Source organism: Tolypothrix campylonemoides VB511288_2, assembly GCF_045999855.1.
GTDB classification, from domain to species: Bacteria; Cyanobacteriota; Cyanobacteriia; order Cyanobacteriales; family Nostocaceae; genus Scytonema; species Scytonema bouteillei_A.
In genome coordinates this window covers 118,028-136,495 of sequence record NZ_JBFPMW010000013.1, presented here as the reverse complement: position 1 = coordinate 136,495, position 18,468 = coordinate 118,028, and the positions used below count along the sequence as shown (strand labels likewise).

Annotated in this window: 12 protein-coding genes; 6 read left to right on the top strand and 6 right to left on the bottom strand. The window is 44.3% G+C overall.

Translation table 11 applies throughout. The features are described from left to right. Nucleotides 1-176 precede the first annotated feature (176 nt). From coaD to AB0756_RS30805, 4 genes are all read left to right on the top strand, one after another. A complete protein-coding gene (gene coaD / locus AB0756_RS30820) occupies nt 177-755 on the top strand; it encodes a pantetheine-phosphate adenylyltransferase (protein ID WP_038087854.1) in 579 nt (192 codons plus the stop codon). Next, nucleotides 638-1,336, top strand: coding sequence for an ATP synthase subunit B family protein (locus AB0756_RS30815; protein ID WP_137986591.1), 699 nt, complete (start codon nt 638-640; stop codon nt 1,334-1,336). The genes coaD and AB0756_RS30815 overlap by 118 nt, the downstream gene beginning before the upstream one ends. 120 nt (nt 1,337-1,456) lie before the next feature. Then, entirely contained in the window at nt 1,457-2,125 is a 669-nt protein-coding gene (locus tag AB0756_RS30810) for an AAA family ATPase (RefSeq protein WP_237265956.1), read from the top strand. A 115-nt stretch (nt 2,126-2,240) separates the two neighbouring features. Then, nucleotides 2,241-2,411 (top strand): hypothetical protein, encoded by a 171-nt coding sequence (locus AB0756_RS30805; RefSeq protein WP_202048665.1) that lies wholly within the window; start codon nt 2,241-2,243, stop codon nt 2,409-2,411. 430 nt (nt 2,412-2,841) lie between these two features. Here AB0756_RS30805 and AB0756_RS30800 read toward each other — a convergent pair whose 3' ends face one another. From AB0756_RS30800 to AB0756_RS30775, 6 genes are all read right to left on the bottom strand, one after another. Further along, a complete protein-coding gene (locus tag AB0756_RS30800; protein ID WP_038087754.1) occupies nt 2,842-6,927 on the bottom strand; it encodes a DNA-directed RNA polymerase subunit beta'' in 4,086 nt (1,361 codons plus the stop codon). A 132-nt stretch (nt 6,928-7,059) separates the two neighbouring features. Further along, the gene (locus tag AB0756_RS30795; RefSeq protein ID WP_038087750.1) at nt 7,060-8,937 is read right to left on the bottom strand and encodes a DNA-directed RNA polymerase subunit gamma; all 1,878 of its coding nucleotides are present in this window, start codon (nt 8,935-8,937) and stop codon (nt 7,060-7,062) included. A gap of 107 nt (nt 8,938-9,044) precedes the next feature. Beyond that, nucleotides 9,045-12,392: a DNA-directed RNA polymerase subunit beta gene (gene rpoB / locus AB0756_RS30790; RefSeq protein ID WP_050046788.1), complete on the bottom strand. Its 3,348-nt coding sequence runs from the start codon at nt 12,390-12,392 to the stop codon at nt 9,045-9,047. A 705-nt stretch (nt 12,393-13,097) separates the two neighbouring features. After that, nucleotides 13,098-13,883, bottom strand: a complete 786-nt coding sequence (locus tag AB0756_RS30785; RefSeq protein ID WP_038090508.1) for a TatD family hydrolase — start codon at nt 13,881-13,883, stop codon at nt 13,098-13,100. A gap of 115 nt (nt 13,884-13,998) precedes the next feature. Further along, a complete protein-coding gene (gene rpsT, locus AB0756_RS30780; RefSeq protein WP_038090427.1) occupies nt 13,999-14,304 on the bottom strand; it encodes a 30S ribosomal protein S20 in 306 nt (101 codons plus the stop codon). Nucleotides 14,305-15,469: 1,165 nt separating this feature from the next. Further along, complete coding sequence (locus AB0756_RS30775) at nt 15,470-16,534, bottom strand: threonine aldolase family protein (RefSeq protein WP_038090504.1); 1,065 nt, start codon at nt 16,532-16,534, stop codon at nt 15,470-15,472. Between the two features lie 205 nt (nt 16,535-16,739). Between AB0756_RS30775 and AB0756_RS30770 the strand changes: the two genes are divergently transcribed. Further along, nucleotides 16,740-17,285, top strand: a complete 546-nt coding sequence (locus AB0756_RS30770) for a GIY-YIG nuclease family protein (protein ID WP_038090424.1) — start codon at nt 16,740-16,742, stop codon at nt 17,283-17,285. 277 nt (nt 17,286-17,562) lie between these two features. Next, entirely contained in the window at nt 17,563-17,772 is a 210-nt protein-coding gene (locus tag AB0756_RS30765; protein WP_167844763.1) for a hypothetical protein, read from the top strand. Nucleotides 17,773-18,468 lie beyond the last annotated feature (696 nt).

Below are 18,468 nucleotides of genomic sequence, written 5' to 3'. Positions count from 1 at the left end.
GAAATGCTTTTTGATTTTATATTTAATTTAAAATGCAGGCATAGAAAACTTCTGGGCAACCCACAGCGTAGATTTTAAGTTGCCGTGGGTTCATGAAGGTACACAAGCAATTAAAAATTCAAAATTCAAAATATGTCAGATATAATCACCTCATCAACGTTGAGGCAGCTGCCATCGTGATTGCCATCTATCCCGGAAGCTTCGACCCTGTTACTCTAGGACATCTTGACATTATCCAACGCGGTTGTCGGTTGTTTGAACGGGTTGTTGTCGCTGTATTGCGGAATCCTAACAAAACCCCTTTGTTTACCGTCCAAAAACGCTTGGAACAGATTCGTCTTGCAACACAACATTTAACTAACGTCGAAGTCGATGCTTTTGATGGTCTGACCGTCAAATATGCCCAAATGCGGGAAGCGCAAGTCCTTCTTCGGGGTTTGAGAGCCATTTCCGACTTTGAGGTAGAGCTTCAGATGGCTCATACTAATAAAACCCTTTCTCACCAAATAGAAACAGTTTTTCTAGCAACATCTAATGAGTATAGTTTTTTAAGTAGTAGTGTTGTAAAAGAGATTGCTAGGTTTGGCGGCTCTATAAATCATCTTGTTCCCCCGCACGTTGCCCTTGATATTTACCAATGCTACGCCCAAAACAACCAAATATCGACCCAAATCACAACGGAGGCAATCCCCTCTCGGAAGAGTACCCCAATGGAATCTCCTACGACGGAGATACTACGCCAACAGGAAGCGTAGATCTTCAGCAGGAACTTAACCGCCTCGAAGAAATGATTCTTTCAGGTTTTAATATTCCGCTAACGCGATGCACGTTGGTGGATGAGGACAAGTTGCTCGACAGGCTCGATTTCATTAGGCTTTCTTTGCCTGAAGCTTTTCAGGAAGCAGCTAATGTCCTTCAAGAAAAGGAAGAAATCCTCCTACAGGCAGAAGAATACGGACAACAAATTGTTGACGCTGCCCAAGCCAAAAGAGCGCAAATTTTGGATGAAAGCGACATTTTGCGACAAGCAGAACGAGAAGCCCAACAACTGCGGCAACAAGTACAACAAGAGTGTGAGGCGATGATGCAAGAGACGCTTGCGGAAATCGATCGCAAACGACGCGCTTGTCAGCAAGAAATTGAGGAAATGCGACGGGCTGCAGTTGCAGAAGCTGAAGCGATCGAACAAGGTGCTGACGAGTACGCTGATAACGTTTTAGAAAATATCGAGCAGCAACTTCAAGAAATGTTACGAATTATTCGCAACGGACGCCAACAACTTTATCCAGATAATAAATCAAATCAACGCAATTCTCTCCCTCCTAAAAAGAAATAGTGCTGGGAGGATATGCCGTAGCACCAAGACCAACCAACAAATTGCTAGTGTTAAAGTAGCTGGCGGAAAAATATTTAGGTCAACTCTTGCAACCAGTTTCAGTTTCAAGAGAGGGAGATTATGTTAACTCGATTAAAAGTTTCTGGATTTAAGAATTTAGTAGATGTCGATGTTCGTTTCGGACCATTTACTTGTGTAGCAGGTGCTAATGGCGTTGGTAAATCTAATTTATTTGATGCTATTCGGTTTTTGAGTGCAATAGCTGATTGTCCTTTGATTGAAGCTGCTTTATCAGTACGCGATGAAGGAGGTAAAACAGCCGATGTACGTAGCTTATTTCATCGCGTTGGTGATGAATATGTGAATGAAATGTCCTTTGAGGCAGAAATGATTGTGCCTTATGAAGGGATCGACGATTTAGGACAAAGGGCAGAAGCTAGTATTACGTTTCTTCGCTACACTATTATACTTGCCTATCGAACAGATGATAGTCTTCGTTCTTTTGGATCGTTAGAAATCTTGAGAGAAGAGTTAGTTCATATTAACCTTAGTGATGCCAAAAAAAATTTACTGTTTCCTCATAATATTGAATGGCGTAAATCTGCTATTAAGGGCAGACGAACTTCATCCTTTATTTCAACTGAAGATGACAAAGGTAAAACTGTCATTAAGTTACATCAAGATGGTATTAAAGGGAAACCGTTACATCGATTAGCAATGAACTTGCCTCGAACTGTACTTTCTGTTGCCAATGCTGCTGAAAGCCCAACAGTATTGTTAGCAATTTGATGAAATCGCAATACGAAATGCCGCAGGAAATCCTCGTGGGAATCAGCCATTACAATTACCACTTATTGCAACACTTGAACAACTACCTAATCCAAAAGACATTCTTCATAAACTTTTGTACGAAGCTAGTGGATTGACAGGTCGGAGACTAAAGCAATTTTCAGTTCACGAACGCGTTTACCGACTAGCAGAACTTATAAATGATTTTTCTCCCTTAAGAGCTTTACCCGCTTTTCAAATATTGGAAGCTGAGATTGCACAAGTTATCCAAGAACAAGGTTGGTAATTTCAATCAATATAACTAACAATAGGTGTATATAGATTACTTAAATGTCTACTACATACGCTCCTCTCATCTCCCCTTATTAACCCTCTCCTAAGAAATCACAAGGTTTCTTACATCCATGAGGGACGATTGCCTCCGGCACGCTTTGCGAACGCTACCTAACAGCTTCTGTCACTCTAGGAAAAGAAAAATAAGAGCCAAATTTTTTACTCTAGACAGGGCGAGCATTTGAGCGTTTATTTTCTAACAAAATGTCTGAAATCAAGATTTTTGGGACAAACTCTTACGCTGTGAGTATTCTAGATTATTCTCTCGCGAAAGTGATAAAAGAGGGTTAAGCTACGCTCTTGTAGCGGTTCGGGAGAAAAGAAAGCCCGCAGGCGCGGGCTTTCTTTTGGAACCTTAGAATTTTATTCCAATGGCAATTTATCTAGTACAAATCTTCATCCTCATCTTCGTCATCATTGCCGTAATCGTCGTCTTCTTCCACGAGGTCATCTTCAGGATCGATCGCAGTTGCATTTGTCAGCAACAAATCATCGTCATCCAAAATGTCCTTATCGGGAGTCCGTCTGAATCCATCTCCTCCTAACGTGGATGGAGGTTCGAGTTGATACGCACGGGCTGTGCGATCGTCCAAAACCATATCGAGTGGATCGTCAACTTCATCCAAGACTCCACTACTCATATCAGTAGAGTAGTCCTCAATTGTACCTGTTTCCTCATAAGCATTGAACCCAGTACCGGCAGGAATCAGACGTCCGATAATCACGTTTTCTTTCAAACCTCGCAGCCAGTCAGATTTACCTTCAATGGCTGCTTCGGTCAAGACCCTTGTTGTTTCTTGGAAGGATGCAGCTGAAATAAAGCTGTCGGTGTTCAAAGATGCTTTGGTGATACCTAGCAACACGGGCGTATACTGTGCTCTTGCACCGCCAGTAATTGCCATAGCTTCGTTGACCTGCTCGATTTGGCGCAATTCCACCAATTCTCCAGGAAGCATTGTCGTATCTCCACCATCATCTACCCGTACTTTGGATGTCATCTGGCGGACAATCACTTCAATGTGTTTGTCAGCAATATCAATACCTTGGGATTGATAAACCGACTGCACTTCGTTCACTAAGAACGTCTGCACTTTTTGCAAGGCGAGACTTGCACAAGCATAAATTCCATCCTCAGAACCGAGATTAAAGAAAATTTCTAGAATTTCGTGAGGATTTGATGGACCGTCAGTAATTGCTTGTCCCGCAGCGACTGTTTGTCCATCTGAGAGAATCAAGTTTTGTCCGGGTCCAATTGGATAATCTGTGACAACACCATTGGACTCAATGATTTTAACAGCGATCGCTTCATCGCCATCACCGTAAACTACCTTGAGTTCTCCAGAACGACGTGCTAAAACACACGCTTCTTTTGGTTTGCGAGCTTCCAGAAGTTCCTCAATCCTCGGCAAACCTTGGATGATGTCTCCAGTTTTAGCTCGTTCAAACACCAACAGCACCAAGTTATCACCGCGCTGTACCAATCCACCGTCATCCACCTGCAACACCGCACCAGCACTGACTCGGTAAGGACGACCAACACGGATAGTCACAGTATAGGAAGTAGGAGCTGCAAGGGAGGCTTCGCCTGCTGTTGCTGCTGCTTCATCTGCCGCTACTTTCTTCACCTGTATAACTTGTCCGGATTCTTCAGCAAAGACTCCAGGAGCAATTTCTGCACCTTCGACGATTAAATCACCGGGTTTTACTTTTGGCACAGTGGTGATGTTATTAATTTTCACCAAATCGCTGTGACGCAGGATCAAACAACGGCGAACGGTTTCCGTTCCTTTTTGTACGCCCCGCACCATACCACCTTCTTTACATAAGATTTGGGTACGTGCAACGACAGCTCCCTGGGCGATGGTTTGTCCATCTTCTACCTCCAGCGCTGTCGTGGTACTACCTTGGGTAGCATCAGCCGTGATGTCGCGACGGATAACTAAGGATTCCAGAATGACCAATTGCAAGCGCTGAATCTCTGGATTGTCGGGATCGTTCAGTAATTCAATATCTGCTGCAAGGGGGGAGGCGTTATGGTCTTGTTCTCCTTCGGTCTCGATTTCCAACACGAGTTGAGTGCGGAGTAATTCTACACCTTCCACGGTCTTGACGCGCTCGGAGTCTTTGTAAGGCAAACGCTGTACGGCTCGCAGTTGAATGGAACGCCCTGTTTGCTGGCTCACTGATGTAGTCGCTGGCACATCTGGGTTGTCTGGTACGGGGAACTCAACAACCGGACGGCTTAAAAGTGCTGGTCCTTCTGGTGATTCTACGTACTCGATATACCGCAACTCGTTCTTCACCTGTCCTAGTAATTCCTCACCAGGTTGAACGAAAGTACCGTCTTTACCCATGACTGCTTCTGGGTCGTCTACCATGAGAAATTCTCCTGGTTTGATGACAACTTCCCTCAAGATGTCATTTTTCTGGGTCACTTCTATCACACCGCTGTTTTGGCAGAAGATGTCTTTCACAACTTCCGTACCAGCTTCTACAAACTGACCGTCTTCCACCATTAGCAAGGAGATATCTTTGTTCACCTCGTGGGTTTCTTCAGGAATCCACAGCAAAGTACCGCCCTGTACGACTTCGTAACCTTGCTTCGCCTTACCCTTTTTCTGAACTTCGACACCCGCGTACTTCAGCAAGCCACCAGTCCTGGTGTGATAGCGATCGTCAATTAACTCCGCTACTACTTGACCGTTTTGAACTTTAGTTCCTGGGGTGGCTCGCAGGTGAAATTCCTGGTTATTGCCAGTTTTCACTAAATAGTTGTTACGACCTTGGCTGGTTTGAGCGGTGACTGTTGCGTTATCTAACACCACCGAAGCAGTGATAATCTCAATTTCCCGCGTTCCCTTACCAGGGGTTGCTTCGGGTAACCGCACCACACCACCGTGCAATGTGGTTAACTTGGTTTCTCCTAAAACCCCATTGCTTTCTATAGTGTCGCCGTTGTTGACAACCAGCTCCGCACCAGGAGGTAAGTTATAAACTTCGCCTGACAGAATCCAAACCAAACCACCTCTTGCGGCTGTTGTAGTGGTATTACCTTGACGGTCGGTTTTTTGTTCTGGAACAACGTCAGCGAACTTCACTTCTCCAGCCAAGTCAGAAGCCACATCTTTCACCGCTTTTTCTGTGTTTGCACGAGTTGTGCGTCCACCAAGAGCGACTTCTGCTAGCAATTGACCTTTCTTAACTTTCTGTCCATCAACTACGTACAGAGTTGAACCTTGGGTAACAGCGATGTCTGTAGAGGAGGCGTTTTCCTTCTGGTCCCCAGTTGCTATTTCCAAAGAAATGTTGCCATTCATTTCTACATACTGGGCGTCTTCTCCGTGGCGGGTGCGGTAGGGTCTGAGACGCAATTTCTTGGAGTAGCGAACAGTACCTTCGCTTTCAGCACGGACTTGTTTTGCAACTTCACCTGAGAATACACCACCTGTGTGGAATGTACGCATTGTCAGCTGAGTACCCGGTTCACCGATACTCTGTGCTGCAATAATACCTACAGCTTCACCCAAATCGACCCATTCTCCATGAGCCAAACTCCAGCCATAGCAGTGTTGGCAAACAGATCTTGCTGCTTCACAGGTGAGTGGCGATCGCACCATAACTTCGGTAATGCCAGATTTTTCTATCTTCTTCGCCAATTCTTCAGAAATAGAAGTATTCCGGGTCGCAATGACTTCACCTGTGGTGGGATGGATAACATCCTCGTTTAGAACCCGTCCAAACAAGCGTGTTGACAGGGAAATTAAGGTTTTACCACCTTCTTTCATCGCCACCAGAGGAATTCCTCTAGTAGTACCGCAATCAATTTCCCGAATAATCACATCCTGAGATACGTCCACCAGACGGCGGGTAAGATAACCAGAGTCCGCCGTCCGCAGTGCTGTATCTACCAGTCCTTTTCTCGCACCGTAAGAAGAAATAATGTATTCTGTTACGGTCAGCCCTTCACGGAAATTTGTTTTAATAGGCTGGTCAATAATTTCCCCTTGAGGATCAGCCATCAATCCCCGCATTCCCACCAATTGGCGCACCTGGGAAATATTACCCCGTGCTCCAGAGAATGCCATCATGTATACAGAGTTGAGGGGGTTTGTTTTCTTAAAGTAGTTGACGACTTCATCTTTAAGCGCTTCACTCGTACCGTTCCAAGTATCAATTACTTTTTGGAACCGTTCTACTTCCGTAATTTCACCCCGTTGATAGCGTTCTTCAGTGGCTCGAATTTCTGCTTCTGCAGCTTCCAAAAGTTCTTTTTTAGAAGGTGGAACCATCAAATCATCAACACTAATGGAAACCCCTGCTTTTGTTGCATAGCGGAAACCCAAATCCTTTAATTTGTCCGCCATCATTGCCGTCCGCGCCGTACCGTAGTTAATGAAAGCCCAAGAAATCAGGTTTCTCAGTTGACCCTTGTCAACTACGCGGTTCCGGAAAATCATTTTTTCTGTCATAGTCAATGAATTATGAATTATGAATTATGAATTATGAATTATGAAGTTTGAATTTATGAAGTTTGAATTATGAATTCAGGTTTTATCATTCATAATTTTTTCATCATTCAGCATTCATAATTCATCATTTTCTTAGCTTGCCAGTGCTTCTTGAATCGCTTTATTGTAAATAACGCGACCTGGAGTTGTCCGAATATACTGAGAAATCATCTCACCTTGAGCATCTTCTCGGACGCGGCGGAACTTATACATTAACGTGCGAGTTCCATCTTCGTTCGTTGTCACTTCTACTGGTTCTGTATCTGCTTCACCAGACTCTACTTCGCCATCAAACCTTACATAGATATAAGCGTGCAGTTCCACTTGCTTCTGGTCGTAAGCCATAATGACATCATCTAAAGAAGCAAAGTAGCGTCCTGCGCCTTTTTTGGCGTTGGGATTTTCTGCTGTTAAGTAATACGCTCCCAAAACCATGTCTTGGCTGGGTGTAATAATTGGCTTACCAGTCGCTGGTGACAAAACGTTATTAGATGCCAACATCAGTAGCCGCGCTTCTGCTTGAGATTCCAAAGACAATGGTACGTGTACCGCCATTTGGTCACCATCAAAGTCAGCATTAAACGCCGGACACACAAGTGGGTGCAATTGAATCGCCCTTCCTTCCACCAAAATTGGTTCAAACGCTTGGATACCCAAACGGTGTAGTGTTGGCGCACGGTTAAGCAAGACGGGGTGTCCTTCAATCACTTCTTCCAAAACATCCCAAACGCTGGGATCGGAACGAGAAATTAGCTTTTTCGCAGCTTTGATGTTATTCACCATACCGCTCTTAATCAGTCGATGGATAACAAACGGTTGGAATAACTCAATTGCCATTTCTCTAGGCAAACCGCACTGGTGAATGTGGAGTTTTGGTCCTACCACAATGACCGAACGTCCGGAGTAGTCAACCCGTTTACCCAACAAGTTTTGACGGAAACGACCTTGCTTACCTTCAATAATGTCGGATAGAGATTTTAGCGGTCTGTTATTTGCTCCAACAACGGTGCGTCCCCGACGACCGTTATCAATCAAAGCATCCACTGCTTCTTGCAGCATTCGCTTTTCGTTCCGAACAATAATTTCTGGAGCTAAAATTTCCTGCAAACGAGCGAGACGGTTGTTGCGGTTGATAACTCGACGATAAAGGTCGTTCAAGTCGCTGGTTGCAAATCGTCCACCATCAAGCTGTACCATTGGGCGCAAGTCTGGAGGGATCACGGGGATCACCGTCATGACCATCCATTCTGGTTTAGAACCAGTTGCAATAAAGTTGTCAATAACCCTTAAGCGCTTAATTAACTTTGCTCGCTTTTGTCCTTTAGCTGTAGTAATTTCTTCTCGCAAAGATTCCGCTTCTTGCTCTAAGTTAATATCCGCAAGCAACCGCAAAAGCGCTTCCGCACCAATACCTACCTCTACCCCAGAGAGGGTAGAATCTTCAGCATAAATTTGGTCTTCTATTTCCAACCACTGGTCTTCACTTAGAAGTTGTTTGTAACTTAAAGTTTCTGCATTCCCTTGATTGAGAACAACGTAGGAGTTGAAATAAACAATTTGTTCTACATCCCGCAAAGGCATATCTAGCAGGATAGCGATATAGCTGGGAATCCCTTTAAGATACCAAACGTGAGCGACTGGAGCAGCGAGCTTAATATAGCCCATGCGGTGGCGGCGCACGCGAGATTCAGTAACTTCTACACCGCAACGTTCGCACACGATTCCACGGTGACGGACTCTCTTATATTTTCCGCAGTGACATTCCCAATCTTTCGCCGGACCAAAAATTCGCTCGCAGAACAAGCCATCCATCTCTGGCTTTAAAGTCCGGTAATTTATTGTCTCTGGCTTGGTCACTTCACCTACGACTTGACCGTTAGGTAGAGTTCTTTCACCCCAAGCTCGAATCCGTTCGGGGGAAGCCAACCCAATTTTAACATAGTCAAACTGATTGTTTTGTGCTGCTCTCATTTGAATGATGAATTATAAATTATGAATTATGAATTGAGAGTTATGAATGATGAATGATGAATTATGAATTGAATATTTCATCATTCATCATTCATCGTTCATAATTTTTACTCTTCGTCGTCCATTGAATCGCGGGAGAGAGATTCGTAGGTTGGACGTGGGGGTGTGCGACGGTTTCCTTGGTCTGCCATTAAGTCAACTTCCACATCCAAGGAACTGCCATCTGTTTGTGTTTCCACTTTGTGAACGGCAATGTCCAATCCCAGCGATTGCAGCTCTCGCATCAAAACTTTGAAGGATTCTGGTGTACCGGGTCGCGGAATTGCTTTTCCTTTAACGATCGCGTTCAATGCTTCATTTCGTCCCTGCATGTCATCTGACTTCACAGTCAGCAATTCTTGCAAGGTGTAAGCCGCACCAAACGCTTCCAATGCCCACACCTCCATTTCTCCAAATCGCTGACCGCCTTGCTGTGCTTTACCACCCAGAGGCTGTTGTGTCACCAAGGAGTAAGGTCCAGTGGAGCGGGCGTGAATCTTGTCGTCTACTAAGTGAACCAGCTTGAGCATGTAAGCCACGCCTATGGTGATCGGTCTGTCAAAAGGTTCGCCAGTCCGACCGTCGTACACGGTGATTTTGCCCGGATTGTCTGGGTTGTAAACCCAAGTTTTCCCTGTTTCGTCCCGTGCTTCTTGTAACTTGCCATGAACGATGCTGCGGGATGATTCTTCTCCGTACATTTCATCAAAAGGAGTCAGCTTAAACCTCACACCCAAATTGTGACCCGCCCAACCCAACAGACACTCAAACACTTGTCCGACGTTCATCCGGCTGGGTACGCCAAGAGGGTTGAGAACAATATCTACAGGAGAACCATCTGGCAAGTAAGGCATATCTTCTACGGGCAGAATTTTGGAAATAATTCCTTTATTTCCGTGGCGTCCCGCCATTTTGTCGCCCACTTGGATTTTCCGCTTTTGAGCGACGTACACTCGCACCACCATATTTGCCCCTGGTGGTAACTCATCCCCTTGTTCGCGAGTGAACAAGCGCACGTCTACAACACGTCCCTTTTCCCCGTTGGGAACTCGCAGGGAGTTATCTCTCACATCCCGTGCTTTTTCCCCGAAGATTGCCCGCAGGAGTTTTTCTTCCGGAGGCTGGTCTGATTCCCCTTTCGGAGTCACTTTCCCAACTAAGATGTCTCCAGATTCCACCCACGCCCCAATGCGAATGATCCCCTGTTCGTCTAACTGACGCAACGCATCTTCACCAACGTTGGGAATTTCGCGAGTGATTTCTTCCGGACCGAGTTTGGTTTGTCTTGCCTCAATTTCATATTTTTCAATGTGAATTGAGGTATAAATATCATCCTGCACCAGTCGCTCGGAAATCAAAATGGCGTCTTCGTAGTTGTATCCTTCCCAAGGCATATATGCAACGACAATATTTTGTCCGAGCGCCAATTCACCACCTTCGGTGGAAGAACCGTCAGCCAAAACCTGACCCGCGACAACTCTTTCCCCCATATAAACCAGAGGTTTCTGGTTGAGACAAGTATCTTGGTTGGAACGCTGGTACTTGGAAATTGTGTACTCTATTTCCAATCCTTTGGAACTGTTGTTGCTCTGGCGGTGACCGATCGCTGCCAGTTGAGAGGGATCGCTGACCCGCACCCGAATTTTATTGGCATCAACATAAACCACTTCACCATCAGTGCGGGAGACGATCACCATACCTGAGTCTCTCGCGCCCTGAGCTTCCAAACCCGTTCCTACCAGCGGTCGTTCTGGTTTGAGCAATGGTACTGCTTGGCGTTGCATGTTCGATCCCATCAGAGCGCGGTTTGCGTCATCGTGCTCTAGGAACGGAATCATACTCGTAGCAACCGACACAATCTGTACGGGGGAAACGGCTACGTAGTCTACTTGCTCTGGTGTGGTGGAAGAAAATTCCTGACGGTAGCGTACCGTGACGGTGGGTCCTAGAATGTTGCCATTTTCATCAAGGGGGAGGTCACCTGCAGCCACCCTGAGATCGTCTTCTTCATCGGCTGTCATGTATACCGCCGGCAGATCGAACCGTACCTTACCGTTCTCTACTCTTCGGAAAGGAGTTTCTAAGAAACCGTACAAGTTAACGCGAGCATGGGTTGCCAAAGAACCAATCAAACCAGCGTTTGGACCTTCTGGCGTTTCCACCGGACAAATGCGTCCGTAGTGTGATGGGTGAATGTCTCGCACCGCAAAGCCCGCACGTTCGCGAGTCAAACCGCCAGGACCCAAGGCTGACAAACGCCGCTTGTGGGTCAGTTCCGCCAGAGGGTTGGTTTGATCCATGAACTGAGACAATTGCGAGGAGCCAAAGAATTCTTTAATGGCTGCTACTAAGGGTTTGGGGTTCACCAAAGAAGCGGGTGTCAGTGATTCTGCATCCGATACGGTCATTCTTTCCCGAATAATCCTCTCCAAGCGGTTTAAACCCACCCGCACTTGGTTTTGCAGCAATTCGCCCACGCTTCTTACCCGACGGTTACCTAAATGGTCGATATCATCGGTACTACCAATGTCAAACTCCAAGTTAATTAAGTAATCAACCGCCGCCAAAATATCTTGGGGTGTCAGAACGCGTATGGGTTCTGGGACTTGCAAACCCAATTTCTTATTGAGCTTGTAGCGTCCTACTCGACCCAGGTCATAGCGTTTGGCATCAAAAAAGCGCGAATCTAATAACTGTTGTCCCCCCAATACTGTGGGTGGTTCTCCGGGTCGGAGTTTGCGATACAACTCCATCAAGGCTTCTTCTTCTGAGAATTGCCCTTCTTTTTCAATGGTTTTTTGGAAGTACTCTGGGTGACGCAAGGCGTCAAAAATTTCGTTGTCTGATAATCCCAAAGCTTTGAGAAGGACCTGCGCTGACAGTTTGCGGGTTTTATCGATTCTTACCCACACCAAGTCATTACGGTCTGTTTCAAATTTCAGCCATGCGCCTCTATTGGGGATTAAGCTAGCTGAGTAGGTACGGCGACCGTTTTTATCAATTTCTGATTTGTAGTAAACCCCAGGGCTTCTGACTATCTGGTTTACAATGACTCGTTCGGCACCGTTAATAATGAAGGTACCTCTGTCTGTCATCAAAGGCAAATCTCCGATAAAGACTTCTTGCTCTTTGATTTCTCCGGTTTCTTTGTTAATCAAACGGGTTGGTACATACATTTGTACTGCGTAGGTACTATCCCGCCGTTTTGCTTCTTCAACACTGTACTTGGGCTCTTTGAGCTTGTAGTTATGACCTAAAAAGTGCAGCTCTAGTTTGCCTGTATAGTCTGTAATAGGACTAAAAGAGTTGAGTTCTTCTATCAACCCTTCTTCTAGAAACCAGCGAAAACTAGCTCGCTGAATTTCTATCAAGTCGGGTAGCATAAAGGCGGGTTCCATCATTGATTCGTTAGTCATGCCTCTACCTTTGTCAACTAATTTTTACTTCAATTACGTGTGTGGGAACTTCTCCTCATACCACCTGCAACTCTTGTAGATGCGGGCAAATGGAGCAATTAGAGCCGGAAAGTCACAGTTTGGCAGGAGCGTATTTGCCCCTTTTGGGGAAAAGCTGCCAAATCAACGCCTGTGCTTATCTTCATTTCGACAAGATGAATAGTGTAAATTTTTTTAAGCTGTTTGGCTTTTCTCACTTCCCCCTCCAAAAAGCGCGTCTTTTTACTAAAGCCAAGTTTTTACGCTCCGGGTTTTTCCGAAACAGAATATCTTCAACAACAATGGGACAATGGCATTTAGTGCTCAGTAGATAAGAATCTACTGAGCCCGATTGCTATTGGTATAGCGTTGTTTTGGCGGGTGTCGAGCCCTGGGCAATTTTCATTTAACAATAGGTATTTCTATAGCCGCTTATTCAGAAAAAAGATAGGTTAGCCTTATCAGAAAGGGTTTGTCATTGAATCGGAGCATCCGCTTGTAGAGATATGAAGGATGGTAAGTGTGAATAATGAAGCAACTTGTGTAATTGTAATTGATTTGTTGCTTCTTTAATCATTATGACGCACGCAAAGTGATTTTGGAGGAATTAATATTAACACATTTTTTGCCCTCCGCTACTTTTGGCGTTGCCATTCTTCGTTGCGTTGTTCAAAGCCAAGGTAACCTTTATAGTGTTAAGCCAAACAATTCACAGGCATTGCGGGTGGTTAGAGAGGCGATCTCTGAAAGTGTTTCCCCTCGTAATTTGGCGACTTGCTCCGCTACATACCGGACGTAAGCAGGCTCGTTGCGCCTTTCGCCCCGTTTGGGAACGGGAGCAAGGAAGGGACAATCTGTTTCCACTAGCAGGCGATCGCTCCTCACCATTGCGGCAGATTCCTGTATCTGTTTCGCGTTTTTGAAGGTAACCGTTCCACTAAAGCTAATGTAGAAACCCAAATCAAGAAACCATTGCGTTTCTTCTGGGTTTCCACCCCAACAGTGCATGACTCCCCGAACACTATCTCCTTTAATGTTTTTCCATTTTTGCAGCACCTGTTTGAGTTCGGACGCTGCATCCCGACAGTGGACAATCACCGGCAATTTGAGTTCCGTTGCAATTTCCAACTGAGTCTCAAAAGCTATCAACTGTTGCTCGTAGTTCGTTGCCTTGTAAAAATCCAGCCCGGTTTCCCCAATCGCTACCACTTTGGAATCAGAACGAGCCCATGAGAAAATCTCAACGGATGTTTTCTCATTCCACTGTTCTGCATCTAGAGGATGCAATCCCACAGCATAACTGACCTCGGGAAAGCGATGAGCTATGGCTTGGATACCGGAGAACTCCGATGGCTCTACACACGAATGTATCAGATGTACTACACCAGCTGCTTGCCATCGTTCGCGCACTGCTTCTATATCGGACTGAAAAACGTCAAAGTTAATGTGAACGTGGGTGTCAATCAGCTGCATTGTTTGTCCTTTGTCATTTGTTCGATGTACGAGCGTCATTTGTACGAGTGTCATTTGTAAAGACTAATGACCTTTTGACCAATGACTCATGACTTCTTGACTTATGACCTCTTGACTACTGTACAGCTGCTGCGGGTTGTGAGTTAGCTTTCAGCCTTTGCGCTAGTTTGGATTTTTTTCTCGCTCCATTGTTAGGATGGAGAACACCACGCTTTACAGCTTTGTCTATTTTGCTGTAGGCTTCCGACATATGCTTGAGAACTTCTTGCTTCTGTTCCGCCGTCGGATTAGCTGCATAGGTGTCAACAGCAGCAAAATATTTTTTCATCAGCGTCTTCACTGCTGATTTATAAGATTTATTACGCAGTCGGTTGCGTTCTGCGATTTTGGCACGCTTGAGAGCAGACTTTGTATTCGCCACAGTCAGTTCCAGAAAGAATATCTAAATATTTACACACACTACTAGGCTTACTAATATAGCATCTCCATTGCCAATATTGAGAACTAAATGAAAAATTTTTTAAAAAAACTTTTCATTTAACCTCCTCGGTTCTTGTAGGCTCTCAATCCCTGCCATTTTTGGGAGAGTTGTGGCTCTACTAGAAATTCCAATCGGAGAGCTAAATTTTGTAAGCCATCAACATTATGGCAAAGAGTCGCGCTAGAGCAAAATACTGACTCTAACTTTGGCAAACACATTTGGAAGTAGGAACGGTAGTGCCCCGCTACTGAGCGGACATCTATATTATAACAACATATAAATAAGCAGTGCTTTAGTACTACTACAAATTGGTCGGAAAACCGTAAGCTTTATAGCTGTTGAGAGATTGAGGGCTTTAGACTGGCAGTCGAAGGTGTTCGTTGCAAGGTACGACAAATAATCCTATCTGGGGTGAGAGTTTAACCTGAGCAGTGTGCAGCTTTCTGGTTAGGGAGACAATATATTATAGATTCTTGCAAAATTTTATAGGGATTGGCAATCATGAACTTGGTGCAATTATTTTGTATTAAAAATTACAACACCCTGTAGAGAAACTAAAAATCTAGTACACCACAGCGGAAATAACCATACCATTAAGTATTTGAGACAAAAGCTTCATCATTACATAAGAGTTTGGATCGCAACAACCATACCACCCGTCACTTGACCTGCGCTGGTGCAACCTCGTTCCCCCATGAACAGCACAGCTTTGAGACAGCCCTCTTTAAAATTACTGTGTATATAACTGAAGGAGATGATTCTGCTGCACGCGCACGTCTAAGCGGAATTTATGAGCAGGGGGGAAAGAATCACAGACTCATTGACCGATTAATTTCTACCCAACAAATTAACCTAGATGGGCTACTACGTTTTGTTTCGGGTTAGATAGATTTAACGTTGTTATGAAAATCGCGATTTGGGAGAAGGTGCTGATACTTACTGCTTCCTCGTTCCCAAACTCTACCTGGGAATGCACTACAGGAGCCGGAGCCTCCCTACAATTCAGTCGAGGCTGAGCCTCAAGCGATGTATTCCCAGACACAAACAGGGAACAAGGTTTTCGGGCTGGCATTTTTGTCAATGAACACAGTACTTTCGAGCCGCATCAACCAGCAACGTTTTCGGGCTGGCATTTTTGTAAGTACTTCCGAGCCGCATCAACCAGCGCTGCAATATCCTCTTCTGTTGTACTAAAAGCAGTTACCAATCTTACTGTTTTGGAATCTTCACCATCCCAACGATAAAATTTAAAGCCATCCGCTAAAAGATTGACAATAACTTGCTCTGGCATTTGAACAAATATCTCATTGGCTTCCACAGGATGACAAAGAGTCATAATTTTTGACAGTGCTGTTAACTTTGCGGCTAAATCCTTTGCCATCTGATTGGCACGTGCAGCATTCCTCAACCACAAATCATTTCTGATGTAAGCTTCTAACTGCACGGACAAAAACTGCATTTTAGAAAATAGATGTCCGCTACGCTTGCGACGGTAGCTAAAGCTATGAGCTAAATCGCGATTGAAAAAGACAACGGCTTCTGCTGCCATGGCTCCATTTTTGGTTGCACCGAAGGACAACACATCAACTCCAGCACGCCAAGTTATATCTGCGGGAGTACATCCTAAGGTGACAACGGCGTTAGCAAAACGCGCACCGTCCATGTGAAGTGTCAACCCGCGAGAGTGCGCCACTTGAGCAATTTGCTCGACTTCTTGAATACTGTATACCGTACCGGCTTCACTTGCTTGAGACAAGCTGACAGCGGCAGGTTGAACGTGATGTACTACACCGATACCAGCACGAGCGATCGCACTTGCTAAATCTTTGGGGTTTATTTTGCCATTTTCTCCTTGCAGGGTTAGTAATTTTGCTCCACTCGTAAAAAATTCAGGAGCACCGCACTCATCACAATGAATATGAGATTGATGGTGGCAGTAAATTGCTCCATAAGGTTCTGACATAACTGATAGAGCAAGTGCATTGGCAGCCGTACCTGTGGCTACAGGAAATACCAGTACCTCTGTCTCAAATAATTCGGAAAATAGATTATTTAAGTATAGAGTGCGATCGTCGTTACCATAAGGCATAGCAACTCCATGATTGCATTCCACGAGCGCTGCCATAATTTCTGGGGATACCCCGACAACATTATCACTACAAAAGTTCATGAGCGACATAATGCAAACATATATTTCTCATGGTAGCTAAATTCCTATGTAACGACGGATCGTGCAGCGATCGCTAAAATCGACATATTCCTCTGCCTTACCGTCTATCTCATAAGTAAGGCGGTGCCTTCTGAGCGATTTCTCTCAGGAGGTAAACGGGGTATCAGATAATAGTCTTAGGAATCAACCTTGTTGAGATTGACTTATGGCAGATGAAACAAATATTCCTTCTTTAAAGAGTTTGGAATATATTCCCTATATAGACGATTGCGGTCAACTACCCGAACAGTTGCAAGGCAAAATCGGAGTGTATGCAATTTACGACCGAGAACACGTGCTGCAATTTGTAGGATATTCCCGTGATGTTTATCTCAGTCTGAGACAGCATTTAGTCAGGCAACCCCAGAACTGCTATTGGGTAAAAGCCCAAACCATCGAACGTCCAAGTCGAACTCTGCTGGAAAATATCGAGAAGGCTTGGATCGCGGAAAATGGCTGTATCCCCTCGGGTAATACAGACAACAAGGAGAAATGGACGAATCCAATTGATGTAAGAGCGGTTATGACGCCTGAAGAGAAAACTCATTATGAAAATCCTCTAAATGATGAGTTGACGCAAACTAAAATTATCAAAAATGTGGCACGGCGAGTAGAGGCTGAAATCTCAACCCTTCTAGAAGCACGTGGTTTGCAAGCACAAATTCGTTTTAATCCAAAGTTAAAAGAAGATGGTTTGCTGGATTTAAAATAAGTTTGTTTTACATATAAAAGTGTGGGGTTTCTCCCCCCATACCCTATCTAAAACTCTTTATTTTTATTATTAAATGGGTGTAATTTAATTGTAAAAGTGTGGGGTTTCTCCCCTCACTCCCTGTTTAAATCTCGTGACCCTTTCTCTTATTTTATAAGCCTTCCATCAGATATGGGGGTGTGGGGAGAAACCCCTTTCTTTTATTGGTAACTCTTTCTTTTTTTCAACAAATTTCTTTTGGCATTTTGGCAACCAGACGAATTTTTAGGTTAGTATTGTGAGTGTTAATACGTTCTTGCACCAACAAACGCATCACACAAGGCTAGAAGCTCCTCTTTTTGGTTTGCGATCGGTTTTAATACTACTCCAGTGCCAACCGCTACGCCTTTGTGTTGTTCGTAACCCAGGTGATGAACCTGGGTTTTTTCTTTCTACATCAATAACTTTGTGGAAATTAACTAGCACCAATGACAATTTTTTGTTATAAATGTTCCTTCTTTCCTGTTCTCGTTTTTAACGAATGTAAATGTAAGTGAGAAATTTAGATACTCGGGTAGCATCGTATGAATATGAGTGATGAACGCGGTAGTGGCAGACTCCACTGCAAAATTTTGGAATCAGCAACACAAAATTTCACAAATAAAATTGAGGCTGTAATATCTGCAACTGAGACTGTTCAACAGGCTCTAAGTGCTAGATTTACTGGCTTTTTGAATCAATTGACTTGTTTGACATCATCGATAGATATTTTGCAAATGTGGGTTGAGACCCCTCTGCCTTTCGCAAACATCTCGGTTTAGAATGGTGTTAATAAGTTAGCTGGAGCGACTGGATTTGCAGATTGCCATACATATATCATGTTTGCATTTCGTCAATCAATACTTAACTTTTGGTTGATTGAACCTTTCGAGTCATAGATAGTGACTCGTCACCGCCTTGGAAAAGCTCAAAATTCAAGACAATCCATTCAAAGATTCTATTTTGTAATTTTGAAATTTGAATTTTGGACTTGACCGTAGAAGAATTTAAAGCCTAGAGACGAAATCGAAGTTTATTTCCAGCAGAGCTTTTATAAAAGCTATTGCAAGCTTTGACTTCAAAGTTGTCTTTTGTTTCAGTTCTTCAGTTAGTTCATTTTTATTAACACTTTAGCAATTCAACTATAGTGTTTTACGTTAACTTA